Origin of the sequence: Alteromonas sp. I10 (assembly GCF_003201515.1) — a bacterium.
Classification (GTDB): Bacteria; Pseudomonadota; Gammaproteobacteria; order Enterobacterales; family Alteromonadaceae; genus Alteromonas; species Alteromonas macleodii.
Genome location: NZ_QJJN01000004.1, coordinates 187,682 through 206,599 on the forward strand (window position 1 = coordinate 187,682; position 18,918 = coordinate 206,599).

The window sequence follows — 18,918 nt, forward strand, 5'->3', positions numbered from 1 at the left end:
TAAATCGATATTCACCACACCTGAAATTAAATTTCAAGAACAGCTTTAGCCAATTCAAGAGAATACAGCTCTGTTTCTTATCACTAAAAAAGAGCACCGTTTCGGTGCTCCAGTAAGATTTTATGGCAAATATCGCCTGTTGATTATGTCACTCACTAGTCCCACCACATAAATACTGAAAATAATCACCCAGCCTTTCAGACCCAAGAATGGATAGCTTGGATGCGCTTCAAACTGGGTTACCAGCTGAATTATCCAGACCGCGAATAACACATCCCCGATGATCAAACACCAATCTGTTATCCAACTAAGGACTTCTTTGAGGTATCTGTGTTCGTTTTGCATATGTCTCCTCCTTATCTGTCTGACCTCACAGCTAACTAGTTTCAGGTCAGGAGAAATTTGGGCGTGCTCCGTTCTGCTTAATCGAGATAACAAATAAGTTGTAACCGAGAAAAATTTCCTTAAGTTCGATTTAGATACTTCATCTACCAAAGGAAAGAAAATGAGCTTACTAAGTCACAAACTCTTTGATCATTGCGACCTTGAGTCAGAACACCCCGAGTTAATAGAGGATGAAATCGATACGCCAATGATTAACCCTGGTTCTGGATTACCACTTATTAGAAAAAGTGTTATTGATGTTTGCGGCTATGTGCTGGGGGATGGGCCTTCGGAGGAGACAGAAAGTATAGCTCCGCTAGCGATGTCGGAAAGTAACCACACTTTTGACTCAGAACTAGACTTCTTAACTTCAACGGAGACTGTAAGCTCTTTCGATGATGATCTTATTGTCAGTTTCGATAGCGGATTTATTGATGATGACTGGATGTAAAAAAATATAAAAAAATTCTTGAAGAGTTTTCCCAAATTATTCATGCATATAGCGCTCGGATACACAAAACCACGTAAATTCGCATCGGAAATTTAGATTTTTTTTATAGCATCTTCTCAGTTCAACAAGAAAGGCAAAGTGCTGTATGAAAAAAATCCGTGTCGCTAAGTACATCAACGAATATTTGGCTGATGATCCTGTTTCATCTCAAACAGTCATCAACTGGATTAAGAACGGCGAGCTGAAAGGTGCCAAGCGTGGTGGTATCTGGATGGTTCACGTTGATGATACTCGTGAGTCAATGACATATATAACCCCTAAAGACGAGTGTTTCAACATGCTCATGGGGGCTAACTAATGGGTTTAAAACAAATGGGACGCAAACGTAAACTCGAAAATACAGACTTGCCATTGGGCCTTTATACTCGCCCCTTGCGCGGTGTGACTCGCTACTTTTATCGCAATGCTGTGGGCAAGGACACTTACTTTCCTGCTGAGTTTAAGCTTGCTGATATTAAGCAATCTGTTATCGAGTTCAACGAAACACATCGTAACAGTGCTGAAGCCTTGAAATATCGCGCAGATAAGTACAACGTGCGGGTTCATCAAGTGTGGCAAAAGGTAAAGCAAAACCTCGACGAAGAAAACGAAGGTAAATCGCAAAGTACACTGAATACGTTTGACAATGATTGTGAGCGCTTCATCAACTTCTTCGCGGATTATTACACGAAAGAAATTACCCTAGAGGATGTTAATGAGTATTTAGATGAGTATCATTCAGGAGCGTCCTTTAACGTCCGTAATAGAAAAATTCTCTTTCTAAGAGCCGTGTTTGCTGAGTTTACAGATATGAGCTACATGGAGCGAAATTGCGCTAACGACAAAAAGCTCAAGAAGAAGTCAAAAAAGGCTAAATCAAAAACGCCCATTCGTATCTCCAAGTATGCGCTCATGATGATGGCAGACAAAGCTGAGCCATTTCTAAGAACCGCAATAATGCTATCACTTCAAACTTGTCACGCGGTTAATGAGATTGTGAACCTGAAATACTCAGATTGTCATTATTTTTCGAGTCCAAAGGTCTACTGTGTTGAAAGTGGAGCTTATCTAGAGCCAAACCAAGGTACTCCTGACGAACTTCTTGTGCATGGAATGATGTGGATTTCCAGAGAGAAGAATCAACATAGTGCGGCTTCAAGAGTTGAGATTCCAATTACTAACGAAATGATGGCTACGATTGAGGCTTCGGTGCAAGATTTAGGTGAGGTTTTTGTTAAAGGTACAGAGCCAAGCTGCCCATACATTGTTCACCGTAAAAAGCGCTATCACAAAGTCAATTATTCGAGTGATTTTGAACATCCTTGGCAGTTGACTCCTCGTTACCTAAGCAAACAATTCTCAAAATTACGAGATGATATGGAACTTTATCTTGATATCGAAGTAAGAAGAGATCGTCCTGGCTTCCACGAGATTCGCTCTATCGCAATTTATCTTCATGACCAACAGGCTAAGGAAGAGGAAAATACGATGAATCGTGCAGCACATTCAGATTTAGGGATGACTCAGCACTACAAGGAAGGCCATGAAAAATTCAAACGAGTACCTCCATCCACCGTTACTCTTTAATACTAATAGCCGCCGCAAATGGCGGCTTTTTTGTGTCAAAAATACGGTAAACTAGTGTCACAAAATACAGTAGTTTAGATTCTTTAACTTATTGTTTTTGCGTCATTTGTTGTTTTTTTGGGTTTTACAGATTTTGAGTTGCTTTTTGGGTTTGCTGTTGCGCTTAAGTTATTGATTTAACGTTTGTTTGTAGAGTTCATCTAAAGTCCGATACCACAAATGGGGTGTCAGGGGTCGGAGGTTCAAATCCTCTCACACCGACCAATCTATCTAGCTTTGAAGCAAACCCCACTTCTTAGCGTCCCCTTATACAGTATTTCGGATCAGGCTATGTGATCATCCAATTTTTAACTCTGCTGCTGGTACTCTCACCCATTCAACATTATTTTCTTTGTATATTTTCGTAGATTTAGCGTCACTATGTGCCGCTCTTGATTGCGGGTCAACGCCAGCTTTATCAAACAAGTGAATAGATAATGCGCGGATCTCATGGAAAGTAGCGAGCTGCTCCTTGGATAATTCGGCACAAATGCCTAGCATATCCCTCAGATTTGAAAATTCGCGGCTTATTTGCTTACTAGAAACCTGAAAAGGGTGGTCACAACCTTCTCTCAGCATAAAATAGCAATGGAAAAAGAGGAGTTAACGTGGGAGTGGGTTTAGTATTTTATAAAATTGTGTCGAGAGGACTTGTAAATCATCCTCTACCCCTTTAAATATAGGTGTTCAAATTAAAGGATTAATCAATGCCTAATGCCAGCGCGTCAATAAAAATTAGACCACCCCAGTTTAAAGTCGAAGCTTCAGTATTGCCCTCTGCAGCACTTGAGTTGATAAAACAGCATAACAATTCCGATGATGGCCGCCCAAGCGTAAGTAGTGTTGTTGAGTCTGCATTGGAAAAAGCATCAGAACAAAACCAAGTTATAAACGACTTGTATGGGTTTTTGTCAGATCTACCTATTTCTATTGATCAGATAAATTATGCCTTTGAGGTTATAAAGACACTGACTTAAAACCGCCGATTAAGCTCATCAATTTTGCGTCCCCTTATACAGTGGTCACTTTTTTATAAGTTACTGTTCCGAAAAGAGATCTATTTTCCGTTTTTGTCTTGTTTTCTATTTGATTTACAGCTTAAAATAATCACGTAAGGTAATGATACTAAAAGGGTTTGTATAGAATTCTTCTTATTTCATCGGGTGTCAGGGGTCGGAGGTTCAAATCCTCTCACACCGACCAACTTCTCTCTCCCCATTCAATGGCTTATGCCATATATATCAAAGTAAAATCGAAACTCACTTTTCTTGTACCAATATACAGCAGTAAATTTAGCTCAATAAAAGAGTGCATACTTGTATATACACTCTTAAACATTATTAGCGCAAAGCCTAGTTGGTTTTAATGCTCAAGATGTCGAAAAGCATCAATAGAGAACCCGCCATAAATAACCATACTCCAGCGGTTGCAAATTTGCTGAAGGCTGGCAAGAAAAGGGTACTTCCCCAAAAAAAGCACAAGCAGGCGGCTACACCCAATTTGTTATTTTGTACTTGTTTCATGATAGTCATTTTCACGTCTTCCTTACTACTAAATAGAAGGTTGAAACTGAAGGCTTACTGAAATACGGTTCCAGCTATTAATTTGAAGAATAATAGACGTGAGTTCTATCAGCCCTTTTTTTCCGAAGGTGCTTTCTACACTGTTATACATTTCTTCAGTAATAGTGGAAGAGTGGATAAGCGTTAACGCTTCCGTCCACGCTAATGCTGTTCTCTCTTCAAAACTGAAACAATCTAGCTCTCTCCATGCAGACAATACATCAAGCCTTGACTGATTTTCATCAGACACTCTCGCTTCTTCGGCGTGCATGTGTTGGCAGAAGCCGCACTGATTAATTTGTGACGCACGAAGCTTAACTAAATGTATGAGTTTATGACTTAAAGTACTTTTGAAAGATGGCTTAACTAAGCCTGTGAGGTGTTCAAGAATATGGGGATATTCAGAATATAGCTCAGATTGTGTAATACGTTTTTTCATAGTGATCTCCTTTAAACTGCGGAGAACTATAAAGTCTAAGCAAAATGCTTAATTGTAAATTTGCGACAACTTTCGCTTTCTATACTGAAGGGGCGTTTCCAGCGCGAAATCACTAAACGAATGCGTAAAGTGCGCTTGGTCGAAGTAACCACATGCCAAGGCGACGTGGCTCAGCGCTTCAGAATTTGAGGTTAATAACGATCGTGCATGGCGTATTTGAGCAAATTGATACAGTTTGTTTGGCGAGAAACCAAAGTTCGTGCGAAATTGGCGCTCCAGCGTTCTTCGGCTGACGCCGAACTGATCGGCAAGATGTTGTGGGGGCACCAGTAAATTCATTGACTGATAAAGCATGCGCTCCCATTTCTGAAAGGCTCCATCAGTATTTTCTGCTAGCTCAATCAGCCAGTGCTGTATTGCTAAGCACTGCTGGCTAATAGTTTTTCCAATAAGATAGGCTTGCAGTCGTTGATAGGAATCACGCTGCTTAACCATAGCCAACGCGATGTCGATCTGTTGGTTTTTACTGTCATCAAAGGTTAAACCGAACAAATATTTCAAGGCACCGGGCCTAAATCTTACACTTATTTGTCTGCAAGCCAGTTCCCACGGCATGGCGCAGACCTGAGTATGGTAAAATAATTGTGCTTCACAGTTAGTTTGATCGAGATAGAAAGTCAAACTAGCACCTGCATCGGGATAAAATTTTTCGTTTAGGGTTGTAGCTGAGCCTTCTGGGTTATCAATCACCCATATGCATTGTACAAACCGTTTTATGGAAGCAGCAGGGGTCACGAAACCAATATCAATCTGCTTAAAGCTAGCGGCAGGAATAATTTCGTTGTTGGTTGAAGCGTCCATAAACGTTGGTTGCGAGTCTAGAGTTAAATCAGTGAAGCTTTATATTACCCCTGTCGCGTGCTGTATCAAAACAAAGTTTCACGTTTAATTAGCGTAGCGACCTAAAAAGCTTGTTATAGAGTTCACCACGGCTTCAGCACTTTCAATTTGCGGATAGTGCCCAATTTGATCGAGCTCAATTACGTCTGCATTAGGAATGAGTTGTTTGTACCGCGCCACCATATGCGCGCCAGAGATTGGATCAGCCATACCTACGGTTAGTCGAAGAGGGGCATTGGCATTTTGCAGTGCACTTACCCAGCGCTCTCGGTATTGTTTACGCTGCTTCATATAGTCCAAAAGCAAGTGCATGTGTTGGTGACCATTATTTGTACTGATAAGTATCCAAAAATCATTGATGTCTTGATCTGAAGGAGGTGTGTTTGGGCCAAATATGTTGTTCATGCTTTTTCGAATTGCATTTTTGTTTAAAAAGCGAATGAGTAAACCACCAATTGGAGAGAGCAGCAGCTTTTGAATGGGCAGAGCACGATGTGTCTCAGGAAAAAGTCCACCGTTAAGTAAGTGCAGCGATTCGATGCGAAAGGCAAGGTCGTTTTCCAGTTGCTGCGCCATCATTTCTTGCGCAATCGTATCACCGTAATCATGAGCTAGAACATGGGCACTTGTGATACCTAAATGCCTTATTACCTCACTTATCGTGTCTGCTTGCCTTTAATTAAGTATTTTTTTGGTGACTTATCGCTAAAACCAAACCCCGGCATATCGAGCGTCACGCATTGATACTTGTTTGTAAGTGCTGGCCATATTTTAGCCCAATCAAAACTTGCGGTGGGGTATCCGTGAATGAGTAATAGTACTGGTCCCGTGCCTTCTGTTTTATAAAAAACTTGCTGACCGTCGACGTTTAAAAAGTGGCCGGAACTTCGCCAATGTGAAAGTTGCATTTCTACATGCCTTGTTATGTTTTTGTATTTAGCTTGCCCAGCCTTTGATTTCAGGTCTGTCGTGAGGGCGACATTTTAATAATGTCGCGCGCTGCACAGGGAATTTATAACGCAGGGTATAGGTAGTGGAAAATGAGAGGCACGCTAGTCTTCAACCGGAATACAGACGGTTACTTTCGTTCCCTCTCCAGGGGTTGATGTTAAGTCAATCTCACCGTTAAATTTTTGTCGTACTAAGTTGTATAAAATATTTAGGCCCAGCCCTGTACCGCCTTTATCACGAGCTGTGGTGTAAAATGGCTCGAATACCTTCTTGTGAAGCGCCTCTGGTATACCTTTGCCATTGTCTTGTACGCTAATCACAATGCCTTTGACATTTTTACTGCAGCTCACACTCACTCTATTCACGTCGTTATTTACCGATGGACCAAAAGCGTGACGCTGAGCATTCGATATTAAATTTGTTAGCAATTGGGCAATAATGCCGGGACAGGTGGTTATCACCAAATTGGGCGTAACGTCTATGCTTAGCTCAACTTGTTCTTTGCGAAGCATGGGTTTTAAAGGGTTACAGACTCTAGGGATATATTCGTCTAATGCAATTTCTTCTATTTCTAACGACGTTTGGTCAGCAGAAGTGCGCTTAAAGTCTTGTACTAAATTCGCTGCCCGCATCAGGCTCGTTTCAGCCAAGTTTAGCCCTTCAGAGCAAATAGCTTCGAAGTCTTTAAAACCCTGCTCGGTTAATTCATCGTTTTCGAAGTCTCGATAGATGTCTTTTAGTTCTTCTTTGCAGTTACTGACGGAGGTGAGTGCAATGCCTAACGGCGTATTAACTTCGTGAGCAATGCCTGCGACTAGATTTCCTAACGCCGCCATTTTTTCTGACTCGACGAGCTTTTCTTGTGCGGCCTCAAGTTCAGCCGTGCGGTCTATTACTTTTTGCTCAAGGGTTTGGTTGGCCTCAATTAGCCTCTGCTCGTAATCTGCGCGCTCATTTGCACTCACTGCACGCCCGTAAAGGTCTGCCAGTGACGCCGCAAATACAACTTCATCGGCATGCCATTCACGGGCTTTGCCTTGATGTTCACAGCAAATTATCCCAATCATTTTGCCGCGGTGGCGAATAGGGACATCAAGCATAGAGCTAATCCCAAGCGGCGTTAAATACACTTCTGCAAATTCAAATGTTGCAACATCTGTTAATGCGTCGTGGGCCGCAATGGTTCTCTCTGAATCTAGCGCCTCGAAATAATGAGGAAAGTCTTTCCGGGTAAGCACTAAGCTTTCGTGGTCCAGGTCATTACCCTTATCAATGAGCAATGTGCACTGTACCAGTGTTTGCATTTCATCATACAACCAAATGCCAGCTCGAGTAATTTGCAAACCCTCACACACCGAGTTGATAATAAGTCTAGAAGCAACGTCTAATTCACCTTTATCAATATCTGCGCTTTGGCTAACGCGTAATAAGATTAGTTCTAGCGATTCTTTCATTCATCTTCGTCCGGTTCTGTGGCTCGGATTTCAAGGATCCTGTCGAAGTGCTCTATCATAATGTGGGTGATTAGCGGATCGAATTGTTTCCCGGAATTCTCATGAAGATAGGTTTTTACTTCCTCAGGACTCCATGCCGGTTTATAGCAGCGCTTAGATAGCAATGCGTCGACAACGTCGACAATTGCCATAATACGACCCTCCACGGGAATGTCGTCTCCAGCTAATCCTTCAGGGTAACCTTGACCATCCCACCGCTCATGATGCGTTTTCGCAATGATGGCGCCCATTTTAGCAACGATGCGATCAGATCCCGCAAGTAGCTCGTAGCCTTTTTGTGCATGGGTCTTCATGATCTCCCATTCTTCGGGGTCGAGTTTGCCCGGCTTATGTAAAATAGTTTCAGGGATGCTAATTTTACCCACGTCATGAAGTGCGGCTGAATACCGTATGGTCTCAATAAACTCTCGGCTCATGTGAAGCTTTTCAGAGAGAAATTCGGTCATAAGAATGACCCTTCTCACATGACCACCGGTCTCTTTACTTCGCATTTCGATTGCGTCGCTAAGCACCATAATGAGTTCTTTTTGGGTTTTTTGTATGTCTTCTTTTTGCGTGAGATTTTGGAATATTACCGCCACATTAGAGGCAAACATCTCTAAGGTCTTGCGCTGCAGAGCATCCAGTGGATGATCTAATTTAACATACAAAATGTTGTGGCTATCTTCTCCAGTAGGGTAGTAGCCGATGAATAAATCTTTAGACTGATAGTGACTTTTGTTTTCTAAGACTTGTTTGATTTCTTCTTCGATGGTTTCAGGAATTCGGCTAGAAATTCCAGGTTCGCATAATCCAACTAGGTCGCCGCTGGCGCCTAGCACCGTCATGGTCGTATCGCCATATAAGTCGGTGTGCTGAGTAGACAAGTAGAGTACAGAGTTGTTTAGGTTAAGCAGTGTAAGTGTCTGTTTCAGCACTGCGGTGCCAAATTGGGCTAAAGACTGGCTTGCTAAAACGGAAGACGAGGATTTTAAAACGTCTTCCATACCGCGCTTACCTTGCTCAATAGTCTGAATATCCCGATACGACCTTATTGCTGTGTACACACAAGACTTAAGTTTAAGCGATGATAATTCAGTTTTGGCTTTGTAGTCGTTTATGTCGTAACGCCTGATTACCTCTTCTTCCGGCGCCTGACCAGGTTGACCAGTTCGCAGAATAAGGCGGGCGGTATGGTTATTGAGCTCGTTGCGAATGGCATCAACCAAATTCAAACCCGCATCGTCAGTTTCCATCACCACATCAACGAAAGCGAGAGCGATGTCTGGATTTGCTTTGAAAAGTGCTAGGCCTTCAGCGCCACTGTGAGCTGATAGAAATTCAACCCCGCGTTTTTCGAAATTAAATTTCCGCAGAGTGAGTTTAGTGACCTCATGAACGCCTTCTTCATCATCGATTATGGCTATTTTCCATGGAGCTTGGCGAGAGGTGGATTGTTCTGTTTTTGACTTCTTAAATAACGACATACATAGCGCTATAAACGTTTAGATACATTAAACGTAAGCCACAATTTTCAATCTCGCAAACTTACTCGACAAGTTTTGTTCTAAAGTTCAATGAACATATTTTGATGACAGAAGTCTCTTTATCATCAGTTAGATGTGTTTTAGGCAAGTATTAAAAATATGCCATGTTTGTTAAATTGTGGAGCCCAGCAGATTCCAGTAAGAGAAAACTGCTGGGCCGCAATACCTTACAACAATAGCGTTTAGCTATCTTCGATAGGGGTATTTTCAGTAATCGGTACCGTATTTACGTCGGTATCTAAGCTTTCTACCGCATTTCGTACGCCTGCGGCGTAGTCTGGATGTACCTTTTCTAGCACGGCGTACCAACGCTCTTTTACGCTATCTGAGCACGGGCCCATTGCGGCAGCGTAGTTTTTATACAGCCGTTCTTTTTGATCATCAGAAAACATCTCATACAGTTTTCGCGGCTGCACGTAATCCACATCTGCTTCATCTTGATGATATCTATCAGCGTCTCCATCAATGCGAAGCGGAGGCTCTTTCACTGAAAAGTCAGCCACCGGCCCTTCGTATTGATTGGGCTCATAGTAGGCGTCAGGGTTACCAAAATCATTGGTAAAGAAGCGCATCGCGCCGTCTTTGTGATAGTGGTTTACCTTGCTATTTTTCGGCGCGTTAGCGGGGAGTGCTTCATAGTGTGTGCCCAAACGATAGCGATGGGCATCAGCATAAGAAAATATGCGAGCCTGAAGCATTTTGTCAGGGCTAAAGCCAATACCAGGGACAACATTTGACGGACTGAATGCTGCGTTTTCTATCATTTGAAAGTAGTTTTCTGGATTTCTGTTCATTTCCAGTTCGCCAACTTCAATAAGCGGATAGTCATCGTGCGGCCACACCTTGGTTAGGTCGAACGGGTTATAGCTTTGTTGTCCTGCTTCCTCTTCTGGCATGGCCTGAATGTACATTGTCCATTTTGGGAAATTGCCTTCTTCAATGGCGTTATATAGCTCTTCCTGATACTTTTCCCGAGTGCTTCCAATGATTTTTTCAGACGTTTCATTGGTGTAGTTTTTAATGCCTTGTTGAGTTTTGAAATGGAACTTCACCCAATGACGCTTGCCTTCCTTATTCCACATGCTGAAAGTGTGGCTGCCATAGCCGTTCATGTGCATAGGTGACACCGGAATACCACGGTCTGACATTAAAATGGTAACTTGGTGCACGCTTTCTGGCTGTGCAGCCCAAAAGTCGAACATGGCTTCTGGTGAGCGCAGGTTAGTTTTCGGATGACGTTTTTGCGTACGAATGAAGTCAGGGAACTTGTATCCGTCACGAATGAAGAAGATAGGAGTATTATTACCTACCATATCCCAGTTGCCTTGTTGTGTGTAAAACTTCAAACTAAAGCCTCGCACGTCACGCTCGGTATCAGCTGCGCCTGATTCTCCCGCTACCGTAGACCACCGGCTTAATACTTCAGTTTGTTTACCCACTTCTGAGAATAAGTCAGCGCATGTGTAATCGGTAATGTCGTGCGTGACCGTAAATGTGCCCTGTGCACCCCAGCCTTTCGCGTGAACGACACGTTCTGGAATTCGTTCGCGGTTTTGATGCGCTAACTTTTCAATGAGTTGATAATCTTGTAAGAGGGTGGGGCCGCGCTCTCCTGCTGTTTTAGTGGTTTCGTTACTTACTACGGGGGCGCCTGCCGACGTGGTTAATTGCGGTTTCTTAGCCATTATAAAACTCCTTTCGTATGCTTTTTTTGAAAGCCAAACTTCCATAAACATCATGTGTGCCTGACTCATGACATGCTTTTGCTACGCACTGCTAAATGAAAGGGTTTACAAACTTCTATATATATCTATAAAAACAAACAATCTGAATTAGGTTTGCCACCTATTGAAGAGCAAACTCGTCGTGTTTACTCTAACTTAACAAGTTCAATTACCGCGTTTAAGGAAGTGTATGAATTTTGCCGAGTTTGCAGCATCAAGAAAGAGTGTTAGAGGGTTCACTAAACAGCCTGTTACTAAGGAAACAGTAGACGCGATTATCAACGCAGCGAAGTGGGCGCCATCGTCCTATAACACGCAAACCTGGAAAATTCATGCAGTAACAGGCGACGTGCTTGATAAAATTCGTGAAGGCAACACCAAAAATACACTTGAAGGTAAACCGCACGTTCGAGACTTTCCCTACAAAGAGGACTACGAGGGGATTCACCGTCAGCGTCAAATTGATGTAGCCATACAGCTGTTTGACGTAATGGGAATAACCCGAGAAGACAAGGAAAAGCGTATGGATTGGATGATGCGCGGCTTTAGGCAGTTTGATGCACCCGTTTCTTTGGTGCTTACCTATGACAAGTCTTTAGAGCCAGCAGGGATCACCCAGTTTGGTTTAGGGGCGCTGGCGTATGGCATTGTGCTAGCTGCATGGGACTTAGGGCTTGGTTGTGTTATCAATGGTCAGGGCATTATGCAGTCCGATGTAGTACACAAGCACGCTAACATCCCTGATGATGAGGCCATTATGATTTGCATAGCCTTGGGCTATCCAGACCCAGAGTTCGCTGCAAACGAGGTTCGCTCAACTCGCGCAGACAACGAAGAGTTTGTGACGTATCACGGGTTTTAGCGTTTTTCGATTTAGGCAGATTGTTATTTTTTCAGTAATCCAATGCTGCGTTAAGCCATCGGCATGAAAATGTCCGTTTGAAATATCATGAGCTTCTAAAACGGTGCCTTCACAACGGAACATTTCCGAATTTTTAGTGTAAGTGGTTACTTTGTTAGATGATTACTTAAAAATCGTTCTATCTCGGGCGCGGGGAGTGGCTTGCTCCAATAATAGCCTTGCCCCAAGTCACATCCCATTTTTATTAGCTTTTCTAAAGCGGGTTTACTTTCAATACCTTCAGCTACCGCTTTCATGCCAAGGCTGTCGGCAATGCTGATAATTGCTGCAACTAAAGGTGCGTCGTTTTCCCCAATGCCCAAGGTGTTGATAAAAATGCGGTCTATTTTGAGTTTGCGAGCGCTAAATGTCTGTAGATAATTTAAATTAGAGTAACCGGTACCAAAATCATCAATAGCAAAGTGCACGCCTAACGATTTAATCGCTTCGAGTTGTTCGCCAGTGGTGCCATTTTCATCCGCGAGTATGGTTTCAGTTAGCTCCAGCTCTAAAAATTGCGGTGCTAATTGTGAATTTTGCAAGGCCTGCTCAACGACCGCAGGGAGCGTACCATCTTTGAATTGTGCGAAGGATAAGTTTACGGCAACCGTAAGATTTGTATGACCGTTTTCATGCTGTTTAGCGCAAAATTCACAAGCCTGGTTTAACACCCACGCACCAAGAGGGATGATCAGGCCACTGCTTTCCGCTAAAGGTATGAACTTGTCGGGGAATATCATTGATCCGTCTTTCTGAGGCCATCTTAAAAGCGCCTCTACTGCTTGAACCTCGTTAGAGGCAAGGTCTATCAACGGTTGGTAGTACACCTCGAATTCATTGGCCTGTACAGCCGGGCGCAAACGCTGAATAAGTGTGAATTTTTCATCGTTTTCTTCGTCAAAGCGAACGTCATAGTATTCGTATCTATTTCTACCGTTGCGTTTCGCTTCGTACATGGCAATATCAGCTTTTCGGCACAGCTGTTTAAATTTAATTCCGTCATAAGGCGCTTGTGCTACACCAATTGAACCCGATACTACCACTTTGGTTTGCAGCACTTCGAATTCGTTCGAACACCATGTAATTAAGTTCTTGCATAAGTCATCGATTTCAGATTTGTCTGATATTTCTGGCGCCAACACAATAAACTCATCGCCACCGAAGCGTATTAAACTTTGCTTTGTGGATAGGTGGTCGGTGATGGTTTGAGATATTTTTTGAAGAAACCGATCGCCCGCAGCATGGCCAAGAGCGTCATTCACGGGTTTAAAGTTGTCTAAGTCTATAAACAGCAGCGCGAGCTGAAGCCCTTTTTCTTCACTCTCGCGTAGCTTTTCGTTGAAAAGTCGCTCGCCCAAAATCCTATTTGGCAAGTTTGTGAGCGGATCGTGATGTGCTAAGTGCTGGATATGTGCTCTATTTTGCTCAACTTTAGACACCTCTTGCTGCAGTGACTGCATAAGCCGACGAATATCCTGTATCAAAATAAAAACGCTGAAGCCCGTAATAACGTAAATAACCATGATGAAAAGCACATGAGACCAGCTCAAAATAGGCGGGTTTGGTGTAACCACATCGTGCATTATCAACCACGTAAGCGTAATGCACTGTAGAAGCACTAAAGATAAAACGGTGCCAAATAGGGCAATTCCACCTAATAAAGCCGCAAATATGATGACGCCAGGGTAGCCAATCATGGCGATATCAAATACGCCTGCACCTGTTGCGGATAGGGCAAACAGCATTGACGACATAGCGCCTAAAAGTAGGTAACTGCTGGTGGTAACGTAATACTTGTATGCGAGCGAGCCAGTGACGATTAATGAGAACAAGCCCAGTAAAAAGATATCAAAAGTTATGCCTCTCGCGACCAGAGACGAAGCGAAAAGCCCGAAGCCTGTTACCGCGCTTATTTGAATGACACGGCGCCTTCGGAGTGACGTTAGATCAGCAAGCTTTGCTGATGAGGAAAAAAAATCTTTAACCTGCATTCTTCCAAATCTTGAAGGAGGTTTATAGCAACCTTAAACCTAACTTGGAAAAAAGCAAGTGCAGAGACGCAACGTTATACGTTATTGGCAAAAGACGAGGAAAAACACAGCAGTGCTCGAAAGCACTGCTGCCTGTAAAGTCAATAACTACCTTTCGTCTGATGGTGCGTAACGCTCCAACCAGTGTGCATATGGTGCAGGCATTACCCAAGATGGTTTTTCAACGCCTAGCTTTTTCGCTGCAAAGTAAGACCAGTGTGGGTTAGTAAGATGCATTCTACCTACCATAACAACGTCAAGTTGTTGGTTTTCAATGGTATCGTTGGCGAGCTCTGGTGTGTCTACTCCCCAAGCTGTAGCAACCGGGATCCCGGCTTCATCACGTACCTTTTTCGCAATTGGAGCAAGGAAAGCCGGGCCCCAAGGAATATTCGCATCAGGCGTGTTAAAGCCAACGCTAACGCTAACGAAATCAGTACCAATTTCTTTGAACTGTTTTACAAGTTCGATAGACTCGCTTAACGTCTGTTCGTCATCACCATCGTATTCGATAACGCCAAAGCGTACGGTAAGCGGTAGGTTTTCAGGCCAAACCGCGCGCACTGCGCTCAGTGTTTCAAGTAAGAATCGACCACGGCCTTGCGCATCACCGCCGTATTCGTCGGTACGCTTATTGGCGTGCTTCGAGAAAAAGCTTTGAGCCAAATAACCATGGGCAAAATGCAGTTCAAGCCACTCGAATCCAGCTTCAAGCGCGCGCTGGGCACCTTTCACAAAGTCACTCTTAACGCGCTCAATATCGGCTTTGGTCATTTCTGTAGGCGTAACAGGTAAGTGTGCCCCAAAGGCTTCTGCCGAAGGTCCAATAGGCTGCCATCCTTTTTCTTCACTTGGCTGAATGTGGTCATCGCCTTCCCAAGGGCGGTTAGCACTCGCTTTGCGCCCGGCATGTGCAATTTGAATTCCAGCAACAGCGCCTTGGCTTTTTATACGATCAGCAACATTTTTTAAGCCACTAACGTGTTCATCTTTCCAAATACCTAAGCAATTTGGCGTGATGCGTCCTTCTGGCGAGACGGCGGTTGCCTCAACGATAACCAATCCAGCACCGCCTCGGGCAAATGACTGGTAGTTTGCTTCATGCCACTGGTTTGTAAACCCATCTTCTGCAGAGTATTGGCACATAGGAGGCACAGCAATACGATTGCGAAGCGTCACGTCTTTTAACGAAAATTGTTCAAATAATGCAGTCATATTTCTCTCTTTTTAAATAAACACAAAAGCACTCAGCGAAGGCTGAGTGCTTTAAAATCTAGGGGTTATGCCGCAAGAGTTAGAATTTCACGGGCTTTAGCAAGGTTGATGTCACCATGCTCGCCAAGCGCTGTTAAGCCGTTGCGTTCAAGGTTTTCGATTAGCCCATCAATGGCAGACTTTTCAATGTTGTGGTCTGACAGGCGGGTTTTAACCTGCATAGTTTCAAAAAAGTCCTGAACCGCTTTTATGGTTAAGTCGATGGCCTTTTCTTTGTCATTTTCCTGAATGCCAAACACGCGCTCACCTAGCTGCAGAATTTTTTCCTGCTTTTTGTCACGCTGCACGAACATTAACGACGGTAGAACAATTGCTAAGGTCACGGCGTGATCTAAACCGTGTAACGCAGTAAGTTCGTGACCTATCATATGTGTGCCCCAGTCTTGCGGTACACCTTTACCTATTAATCCGTTAAGCGCCATTGTTGCTGACCACATTACGTTTGCACGCACATCGTAATCTTCAGGCGTCGCTAACGCTTTAGGACCTTCTTGAACTAAGGTTTGTAAAATTCCTTCTGCAAAGCGGTCTTGAAGCGGTGCGTTTACAGGGTAGGTAAGGTATTGCTCAATCACGTGAACAAAAGCATCAACCACGCCGTTCGATACTTGACGTGGTGGAAGTGAATAGGTGAACTCAGGATCAAGTACGGCAAAAACAGGCTGAACTGTTTCAGAAGAAAACGCGCGTTTTTGCGACGTTTCTTTTCTGTTTACTACCGAGTTACCGTTACTCTCAGACCCTGTCGCAGGTAAAGTAAGTACTGCGCCAATAGGTAATGGATTTTCAAATGCTGCACCTTTAACAAGTATGTCCCACGGATCGCCTGCAAAGTTAACGGCAGCAGCTACAAATTTCGCGCCATCAATAACACTTCCACCGCCAACCGCAAGAATGAAGTTCACGTCATTTTCACGGGCGACATTCACAGCTTTCATCAGTGTTTCAAATTCTGGGTTTGGTTCAACACCCTGAAATTCAATAACTTCAGCACCTGCTAGTGCAGTCGTTACTTTATCGTAAATACCATTTTTCTTAATTGAGCCGCCACCGTAGAGGAAGAGGACTTTTGCTTGTTTCGGCAAACGTGAAGACACTTCACTTAGTTGCCCTTTGCCGAACAAAATTTCGGTTTGATTCTTAAACGTAAAATTAAGCATAGTGTTGCCTGTCCTTAATTAGATTGTGAATTTAACTGTTGTAAAAGCTTTTCAGCTAACAGTTCATCAGAAAACGGGTTTTGGCCTGTAATAAGCTCACGGTCTACTACTACATTAGGCGCCCACATTTCCTTGAATTCCATCTTGCCACCCGCTTGCGCCATGGCGTCTGCTGGGTAGTACAATAACGTTGCGTCGTTTAACGTGCTTTCAAAATAGGCCTCTTCCGGTGTGGAGAAGATTGTCATTTTGTAGCCATCATAAATCCAACTCTCAGATGAGGCTTGCTCACCGGATTTCAATGCCAGTTCAAATGCCTGCGGGTTAGATTGCCCAGAAAGTAAGGCGATTGGGCCATGGCAGATAGCGGCAGTAGGTTTTCCTTCACTGTGAAAGTGAGACAAAATTTCACCCACTTGAGGATTGTTTGCCAGGTCGATAAGCGGTGCGTGACCGCCTGGAATGAATACGCCTTCAAACTCTTCCAGCCCTTGTCCAATCACTTCGCTCAATGACAGCGTGTCATCAATGCCTTCTATTGACGCTACAAACGTTTGAATGTCTCGCATTTGCGATTCGCCGCCATCAAAGTATTGCGGTATTACTGACTTTTTATCTACAGATGGCGCATTGCCTTTTGGCGTGGCCAATACCAGTTTGTAGCCTGCGTCTACCAATGCTTTTGCCGGCACCCCAAACTCGTTAAGGTAATAGCCTGTAGGCTCTGTTTTGCCATCTGCAAGCTGCATTACATTTTCACTTGAAAGTAGTACAAGTATTTCGCCTTTACTGGTATTCGCAGCTTTAACGTCTGCCGCATAGGCCGACTGTGATAAACCCGCAATAATGGCGAGCGATAAAATTGATGATGCTGATTTCATGTGCAGCTCCTGTCGCATTAGAAAGTGCGTGTATCTTAGAGAGGTTGGCTTACATCGAGAAGTCAGATAAATTGTGATGAGTCATCAAAAATCTGATGGGTAGGGATTGTGTCTTACTTAACACAGTTAAAAACCTTTGTAGAAGTTTATCGAAGCGGCAACATTACACGTGCTGCAGCTCGCCTTCATATGTCTCAGCCAGCGGTCACTTCTCACATACAAGCCATGGAGAATATTGTCGGTAAAGAGTTGTTCGTAAGAAAAGCGAGAGGCGTTGAGCCAACGGCTATCGCAGATGACTTGGCGCTGCAGGTCGCCAGTCACATTGATACGTTAGAGCAGAAAGTGGCTTCTATTCGCAGTCGTGCTTCCACCGATCACGGCACGTTACACCTTGCAGGCCCTGCGGAGTACCTCAGTCTGGTGGCAGGTCCGGCACTCGCTAACTTGCTTCAGGCCGATAAAGTGAATTTAGTGATCCATACCGGCAACAAAAGTAATATTTATCATTTGTTGGAGAACGATGTAGCGGAGCTTGCCATTACCGCCTCTGAGCCAACTGACGCGATGTATGAATATCAGAAGTTGGATAAAGAGCGTTTAATCTTAGTGATGAACCGTGTGCAGGGAAAGTTGCTGGGAGAAAGAGAAATATCGGCAGCGCTACTCAACCAACATAAAGTAGTGACGTATGATGAACAGTTACCGCTTGTTCGGCGATACTTTTCGGAGGTATTTAATGCCGCGTGTGAGTCGCCTGTCGCGGCTGTTTGCCCCGATATAAGAGCAATAAGTAGTATTATCAAAGCGGGAATTGGTTATTCCGTTTTGCCTGACTACTTATGTAAAGAAGGTATTGCAAAAGGCGAATTGGTCGCGCTGGGCAAGCCAGGCCCAGAAAATGATGTTTATTTAGTGTGGAAAAAGGGAGCGCTTCGTCATCCTAGGGTCGACTTCGCCAAAGATGTCATAATGGCTTTTGCAAACATTAACTATCTTTCGACACTTCCTGATTGAAGCTAGACGCCTAAAAAGGGCGACGCATTTAGACAAGGCGTCGCCAATTGTTCCTAGTTTAAATAACCAGGGCTTGTTGGTCTTTGCTGAATATTAAACAACAGCAGGCCCTAAAATGTACCAACAACTTTTACCGTGCCATCAACTTTACCTTCATCCACAAAACCTATGGTATTGGGGTTGGTCGCGACGAGATTTAACATCTCATCCTCAGTTGCTATCATTTCAGGTGGTGTGCCTCTGCCAGTAAACACAAGCTTCGACCAGAATGCAGAGTATTGTGATTCAGATTTTCCAAGCACATTATTATTAAAAGCGTCTCTGATATTATTACCTTGTTCGAAGGTAAGGGGAATTGCGCGACTTCCATCGGGAAATGCTTTTACTTTCCCCAAATATATTTTCTTGACGGTATCGATATCGATCCCAGAATTGTTGTTGGCATTTATTATCACGGCTGTACCGGCATAAATCGGCGCAGACATTAAAAAGCACAGGGCTGCAACTATCTTCATTGATATTACCTTCGTTCTTAACT

Annotated in this window: 20 protein-coding genes; 6 read left to right on the plus strand and 14 right to left on the minus strand. The window is 43.6% G+C overall.

Going from position 1 to position 18,918, the window contains the following annotated elements; translation table 11 throughout:
- Window positions 1-120 precede the first annotated feature (120 nt).
- Entirely contained in the window at window positions 121-345 is a 225-nt protein-coding gene (locus BZA03_RS09850; protein WP_110288664.1) for a hypothetical protein, read from the minus strand.
- 160 nt (window positions 346-505) lie between these two features.
- On the opposite strand from BZA03_RS09850, the gene BZA03_RS09855 reads away from it, so the two are divergent.
- The 4 genes from BZA03_RS09855 (at window position 506) to BZA03_RS09875 (ending at window position 3,477) form a co-directional block, all read left to right on the plus strand.
- A complete protein-coding gene (locus tag BZA03_RS09855) occupies window positions 506-835 on the plus strand; it encodes a hypothetical protein (protein ID WP_110288665.1) in 330 nt (109 codons plus the stop codon).
- Window positions 836-980: 145 nt separating this feature from the next.
- A complete protein-coding gene (locus BZA03_RS09860) occupies window positions 981-1,193 on the plus strand; it encodes a helix-turn-helix domain-containing protein (protein ID WP_110288666.1) in 213 nt (70 codons plus the stop codon).
- Window positions 1,193-2,461: a hypothetical protein gene (locus BZA03_RS09865; RefSeq protein WP_110288667.1), complete on the plus strand. Its 1,269-nt coding sequence runs from the start codon at window positions 1,193-1,195 to the stop codon at window positions 2,459-2,461. Before BZA03_RS09860 ends, BZA03_RS09865 begins: the two co-directional genes overlap by 1 nt.
- Window positions 2,462-3,207: 746 nt before the next feature.
- Window positions 3,208-3,477: a hypothetical protein gene (locus BZA03_RS09875; protein WP_110288669.1), complete on the plus strand. Its 270-nt coding sequence runs from the start codon at window positions 3,208-3,210 to the stop codon at window positions 3,475-3,477.
- Between the two features lie 375 nt (window positions 3,478-3,852).
- Here the strand turns inward: BZA03_RS09875 and BZA03_RS09880 are convergent, their stop codons facing one another.
- The 8 genes from BZA03_RS09880 to BZA03_RS09910 all read right to left on the minus strand — a co-directional run bounded on the left by BZA03_RS09880 (window position 3,853) and on the right by BZA03_RS09910 (window position 11,077).
- Window positions 3,853-4,032, minus strand: coding sequence for a YrhK family protein (locus BZA03_RS09880; RefSeq protein WP_039225298.1), 180 nt, complete (start codon window positions 4,030-4,032; stop codon window positions 3,853-3,855).
- 19 nt (window positions 4,033-4,051) lie between these two features.
- The gene (locus BZA03_RS09885) at window positions 4,052-4,501 is read right to left on the minus strand and encodes a carboxymuconolactone decarboxylase family protein (protein ID WP_110288670.1); all 450 of its coding nucleotides are present in this window, start codon (window positions 4,499-4,501) and stop codon (window positions 4,052-4,054) included.
- 48 nt (window positions 4,502-4,549) lie between these two features.
- Entirely contained in the window at window positions 4,550-5,362 is an 813-nt protein-coding gene (locus tag BZA03_RS09890; protein WP_039225300.1) for a helix-turn-helix domain-containing protein, read from the minus strand.
- Window positions 5,363-5,446: 84 nt separating this feature from the next.
- On the minus strand, window positions 5,447-5,980 hold the full coding sequence (locus BZA03_RS20580) for an alpha/beta fold hydrolase (protein ID WP_258364624.1): 534 nt from the start codon (window positions 5,978-5,980) through the stop codon (window positions 5,447-5,449).
- A gap of 77 nt (window positions 5,981-6,057) precedes the next feature.
- Window positions 6,058-6,309 carry an alpha/beta fold hydrolase gene (locus BZA03_RS20585; protein WP_258364625.1) on the minus strand — a complete coding sequence of 84 codons (252 nt, stop codon included), beginning with the start codon at window positions 6,307-6,309 and terminating at the stop codon, window positions 6,058-6,060.
- Window positions 6,310-6,453: 144 nt separating this feature from the next.
- The gene (locus tag BZA03_RS09900) at window positions 6,454-7,806 is read right to left on the minus strand and encodes a sensor histidine kinase (RefSeq protein WP_110288671.1); all 1,353 of its coding nucleotides are present in this window, start codon (window positions 7,804-7,806) and stop codon (window positions 6,454-6,456) included.
- A complete protein-coding gene (locus tag BZA03_RS09905; RefSeq protein WP_110288672.1) occupies window positions 7,803-9,332 on the minus strand; it encodes a DUF3369 domain-containing protein in 1,530 nt (509 codons plus the stop codon). Before BZA03_RS09905 ends, BZA03_RS09900 begins: the two co-directional genes overlap by 4 nt.
- 242 nt (window positions 9,333-9,574) lie before the next feature.
- Window positions 9,575-11,077, minus strand: a complete 1,503-nt coding sequence (locus BZA03_RS09910) for a catalase (protein WP_110288673.1) — start codon at window positions 11,075-11,077, stop codon at window positions 9,575-9,577.
- A 229-nt stretch (window positions 11,078-11,306) separates the two neighbouring features.
- On the opposite strand from BZA03_RS09910, the gene BZA03_RS09915 reads away from it, so the two are divergent.
- Window positions 11,307-11,978: a nitroreductase gene (locus tag BZA03_RS09915; RefSeq protein ID WP_110288674.1), complete on the plus strand. Its 672-nt coding sequence runs from the start codon at window positions 11,307-11,309 to the stop codon at window positions 11,976-11,978.
- A gap of 146 nt (window positions 11,979-12,124) precedes the next feature.
- Here the strand turns inward: BZA03_RS09915 and BZA03_RS09920 are convergent, their stop codons facing one another.
- From BZA03_RS09920 to BZA03_RS09935, 4 genes are all read right to left on the minus strand, one after another.
- The gene (locus BZA03_RS09920; protein WP_110288675.1) at window positions 12,125-14,008 is read right to left on the minus strand and encodes a bifunctional diguanylate cyclase/phosphodiesterase; all 1,884 of its coding nucleotides are present in this window, start codon (window positions 14,006-14,008) and stop codon (window positions 12,125-12,127) included.
- Between the two features lie 147 nt (window positions 14,009-14,155).
- A complete protein-coding gene (locus BZA03_RS09925; RefSeq protein ID WP_014949897.1) occupies window positions 14,156-15,262 on the minus strand; it encodes an NADH:flavin oxidoreductase/NADH oxidase in 1,107 nt (368 codons plus the stop codon).
- A 65-nt stretch (window positions 15,263-15,327) separates the two neighbouring features.
- A complete protein-coding gene (locus BZA03_RS09930; RefSeq protein ID WP_110288676.1) occupies window positions 15,328-16,482 on the minus strand; it encodes an iron-containing alcohol dehydrogenase in 1,155 nt (384 codons plus the stop codon).
- Between the two features lie 14 nt (window positions 16,483-16,496).
- A complete protein-coding gene (locus BZA03_RS09935) occupies window positions 16,497-17,363 on the minus strand; it encodes a type 1 glutamine amidotransferase domain-containing protein (RefSeq protein ID WP_110288677.1) in 867 nt (288 codons plus the stop codon).
- Between the two features lie 108 nt (window positions 17,364-17,471).
- On the opposite strand from BZA03_RS09935, the gene BZA03_RS09940 reads away from it, so the two are divergent.
- On the plus strand, window positions 17,472-18,380 hold the full coding sequence (locus BZA03_RS09940) for a LysR family transcriptional regulator (protein WP_110288678.1): 909 nt from the start codon (window positions 17,472-17,474) through the stop codon (window positions 18,378-18,380).
- 110 nt (window positions 18,381-18,490) lie between these two features.
- Here the strand turns inward: BZA03_RS09940 and BZA03_RS09945 are convergent, their stop codons facing one another.
- Entirely contained in the window at window positions 18,491-18,895 is a 405-nt protein-coding gene (locus tag BZA03_RS09945; protein ID WP_014949893.1) for a phosphate ABC transporter substrate-binding protein, read from the minus strand.
- Between the last annotated feature and the right edge of the window lie 23 nt (window positions 18,896-18,918).

What these genes read in the sequence shown, in the direction of transcription:
- BZA03_RS09850 (WP_110288664.1), bottom strand. Translation starts at nt 345, where the DNA reads ATGCAAAACGAACACAGATACCTCAAAGAAGTCCTTAGTTGGATAACA.
- BZA03_RS09855 (WP_110288665.1), top strand. Translation starts at nt 506, where the DNA reads ATGAGCTTACTAAGTCACAAACTCTTTGATCATTGCGACCTTGAGTCA.
- BZA03_RS09860 (WP_110288666.1), top strand. Translation starts at nt 981, where the DNA reads ATGAAAAAAATCCGTGTCGCTAAGTACATCAACGAATATTTGGCTGAT.
- BZA03_RS09865 (WP_110288667.1), top strand. Translation starts at nt 1,193, where the DNA reads ATGGGTTTAAAACAAATGGGACGCAAACGTAAACTCGAAAATACAGAC.
- BZA03_RS09875 (WP_110288669.1), top strand. Translation starts at nt 3,208, where the DNA reads ATGCCTAATGCCAGCGCGTCAATAAAAATTAGACCACCCCAGTTTAAA.
- BZA03_RS09880 (WP_039225298.1), bottom strand. Translation starts at nt 4,032, where the DNA reads ATGACTATCATGAAACAAGTACAAAATAACAAATTGGGTGTAGCCGCC.
- BZA03_RS09885 (WP_110288670.1), bottom strand. Translation starts at nt 4,501, where the DNA reads ATGAAAAAACGTATTACACAATCTGAGCTATATTCTGAATATCCCCAT.
- BZA03_RS09890 (WP_039225300.1), bottom strand. Translation starts at nt 5,362, where the DNA reads ATGGACGCTTCAACCAACAACGAAATTATTCCTGCCGCTAGCTTTAAG.
- BZA03_RS20580 (WP_258364624.1), bottom strand. Translation starts at nt 5,980, where the DNA reads ATGATGGCGCAGCAACTGGAAAACGACCTTGCCTTTCGCATCGAATCG.
- BZA03_RS20585 (WP_258364625.1), bottom strand. Translation starts at nt 6,309, where the DNA reads ATGCAACTTTCACATTGGCGAAGTTCCGGCCACTTTTTAAACGTCGAC.
- BZA03_RS09900 (WP_110288671.1), bottom strand. Translation starts at nt 7,806, where the DNA reads ATGAAAGAATCGCTAGAACTAATCTTATTACGCGTTAGCCAAAGCGCA.
- BZA03_RS09905 (WP_110288672.1), bottom strand. Translation starts at nt 9,332, where the DNA reads ATGTCGTTATTTAAGAAGTCAAAAACAGAACAATCCACCTCTCGCCAA.
- BZA03_RS09910 (WP_110288673.1), bottom strand. Translation starts at nt 11,077, where the DNA reads ATGGCTAAGAAACCGCAATTAACCACGTCGGCAGGCGCCCCCGTAGTA.
- BZA03_RS09915 (WP_110288674.1), top strand. Translation starts at nt 11,307, where the DNA reads ATGAATTTTGCCGAGTTTGCAGCATCAAGAAAGAGTGTTAGAGGGTTC.
- BZA03_RS09920 (WP_110288675.1), bottom strand. Translation starts at nt 14,008, where the DNA reads ATGCAGGTTAAAGATTTTTTTTCCTCATCAGCAAAGCTTGCTGATCTA.
- BZA03_RS09925 (WP_014949897.1), bottom strand. Translation starts at nt 15,262, where the DNA reads ATGACTGCATTATTTGAACAATTTTCGTTAAAAGACGTGACGCTTCGC.
- BZA03_RS09930 (WP_110288676.1), bottom strand. Translation starts at nt 16,482, where the DNA reads ATGCTTAATTTTACGTTTAAGAATCAAACCGAAATTTTGTTCGGCAAA.
- BZA03_RS09935 (WP_110288677.1), bottom strand. Translation starts at nt 17,363, where the DNA reads ATGAAATCAGCATCATCAATTTTATCGCTCGCCATTATTGCGGGTTTA.
- BZA03_RS09945 (WP_014949893.1), bottom strand. Translation starts at nt 18,895, where the DNA reads ATGAAGATAGTTGCAGCCCTGTGCTTTTTAATGTCTGCGCCGATTTAT.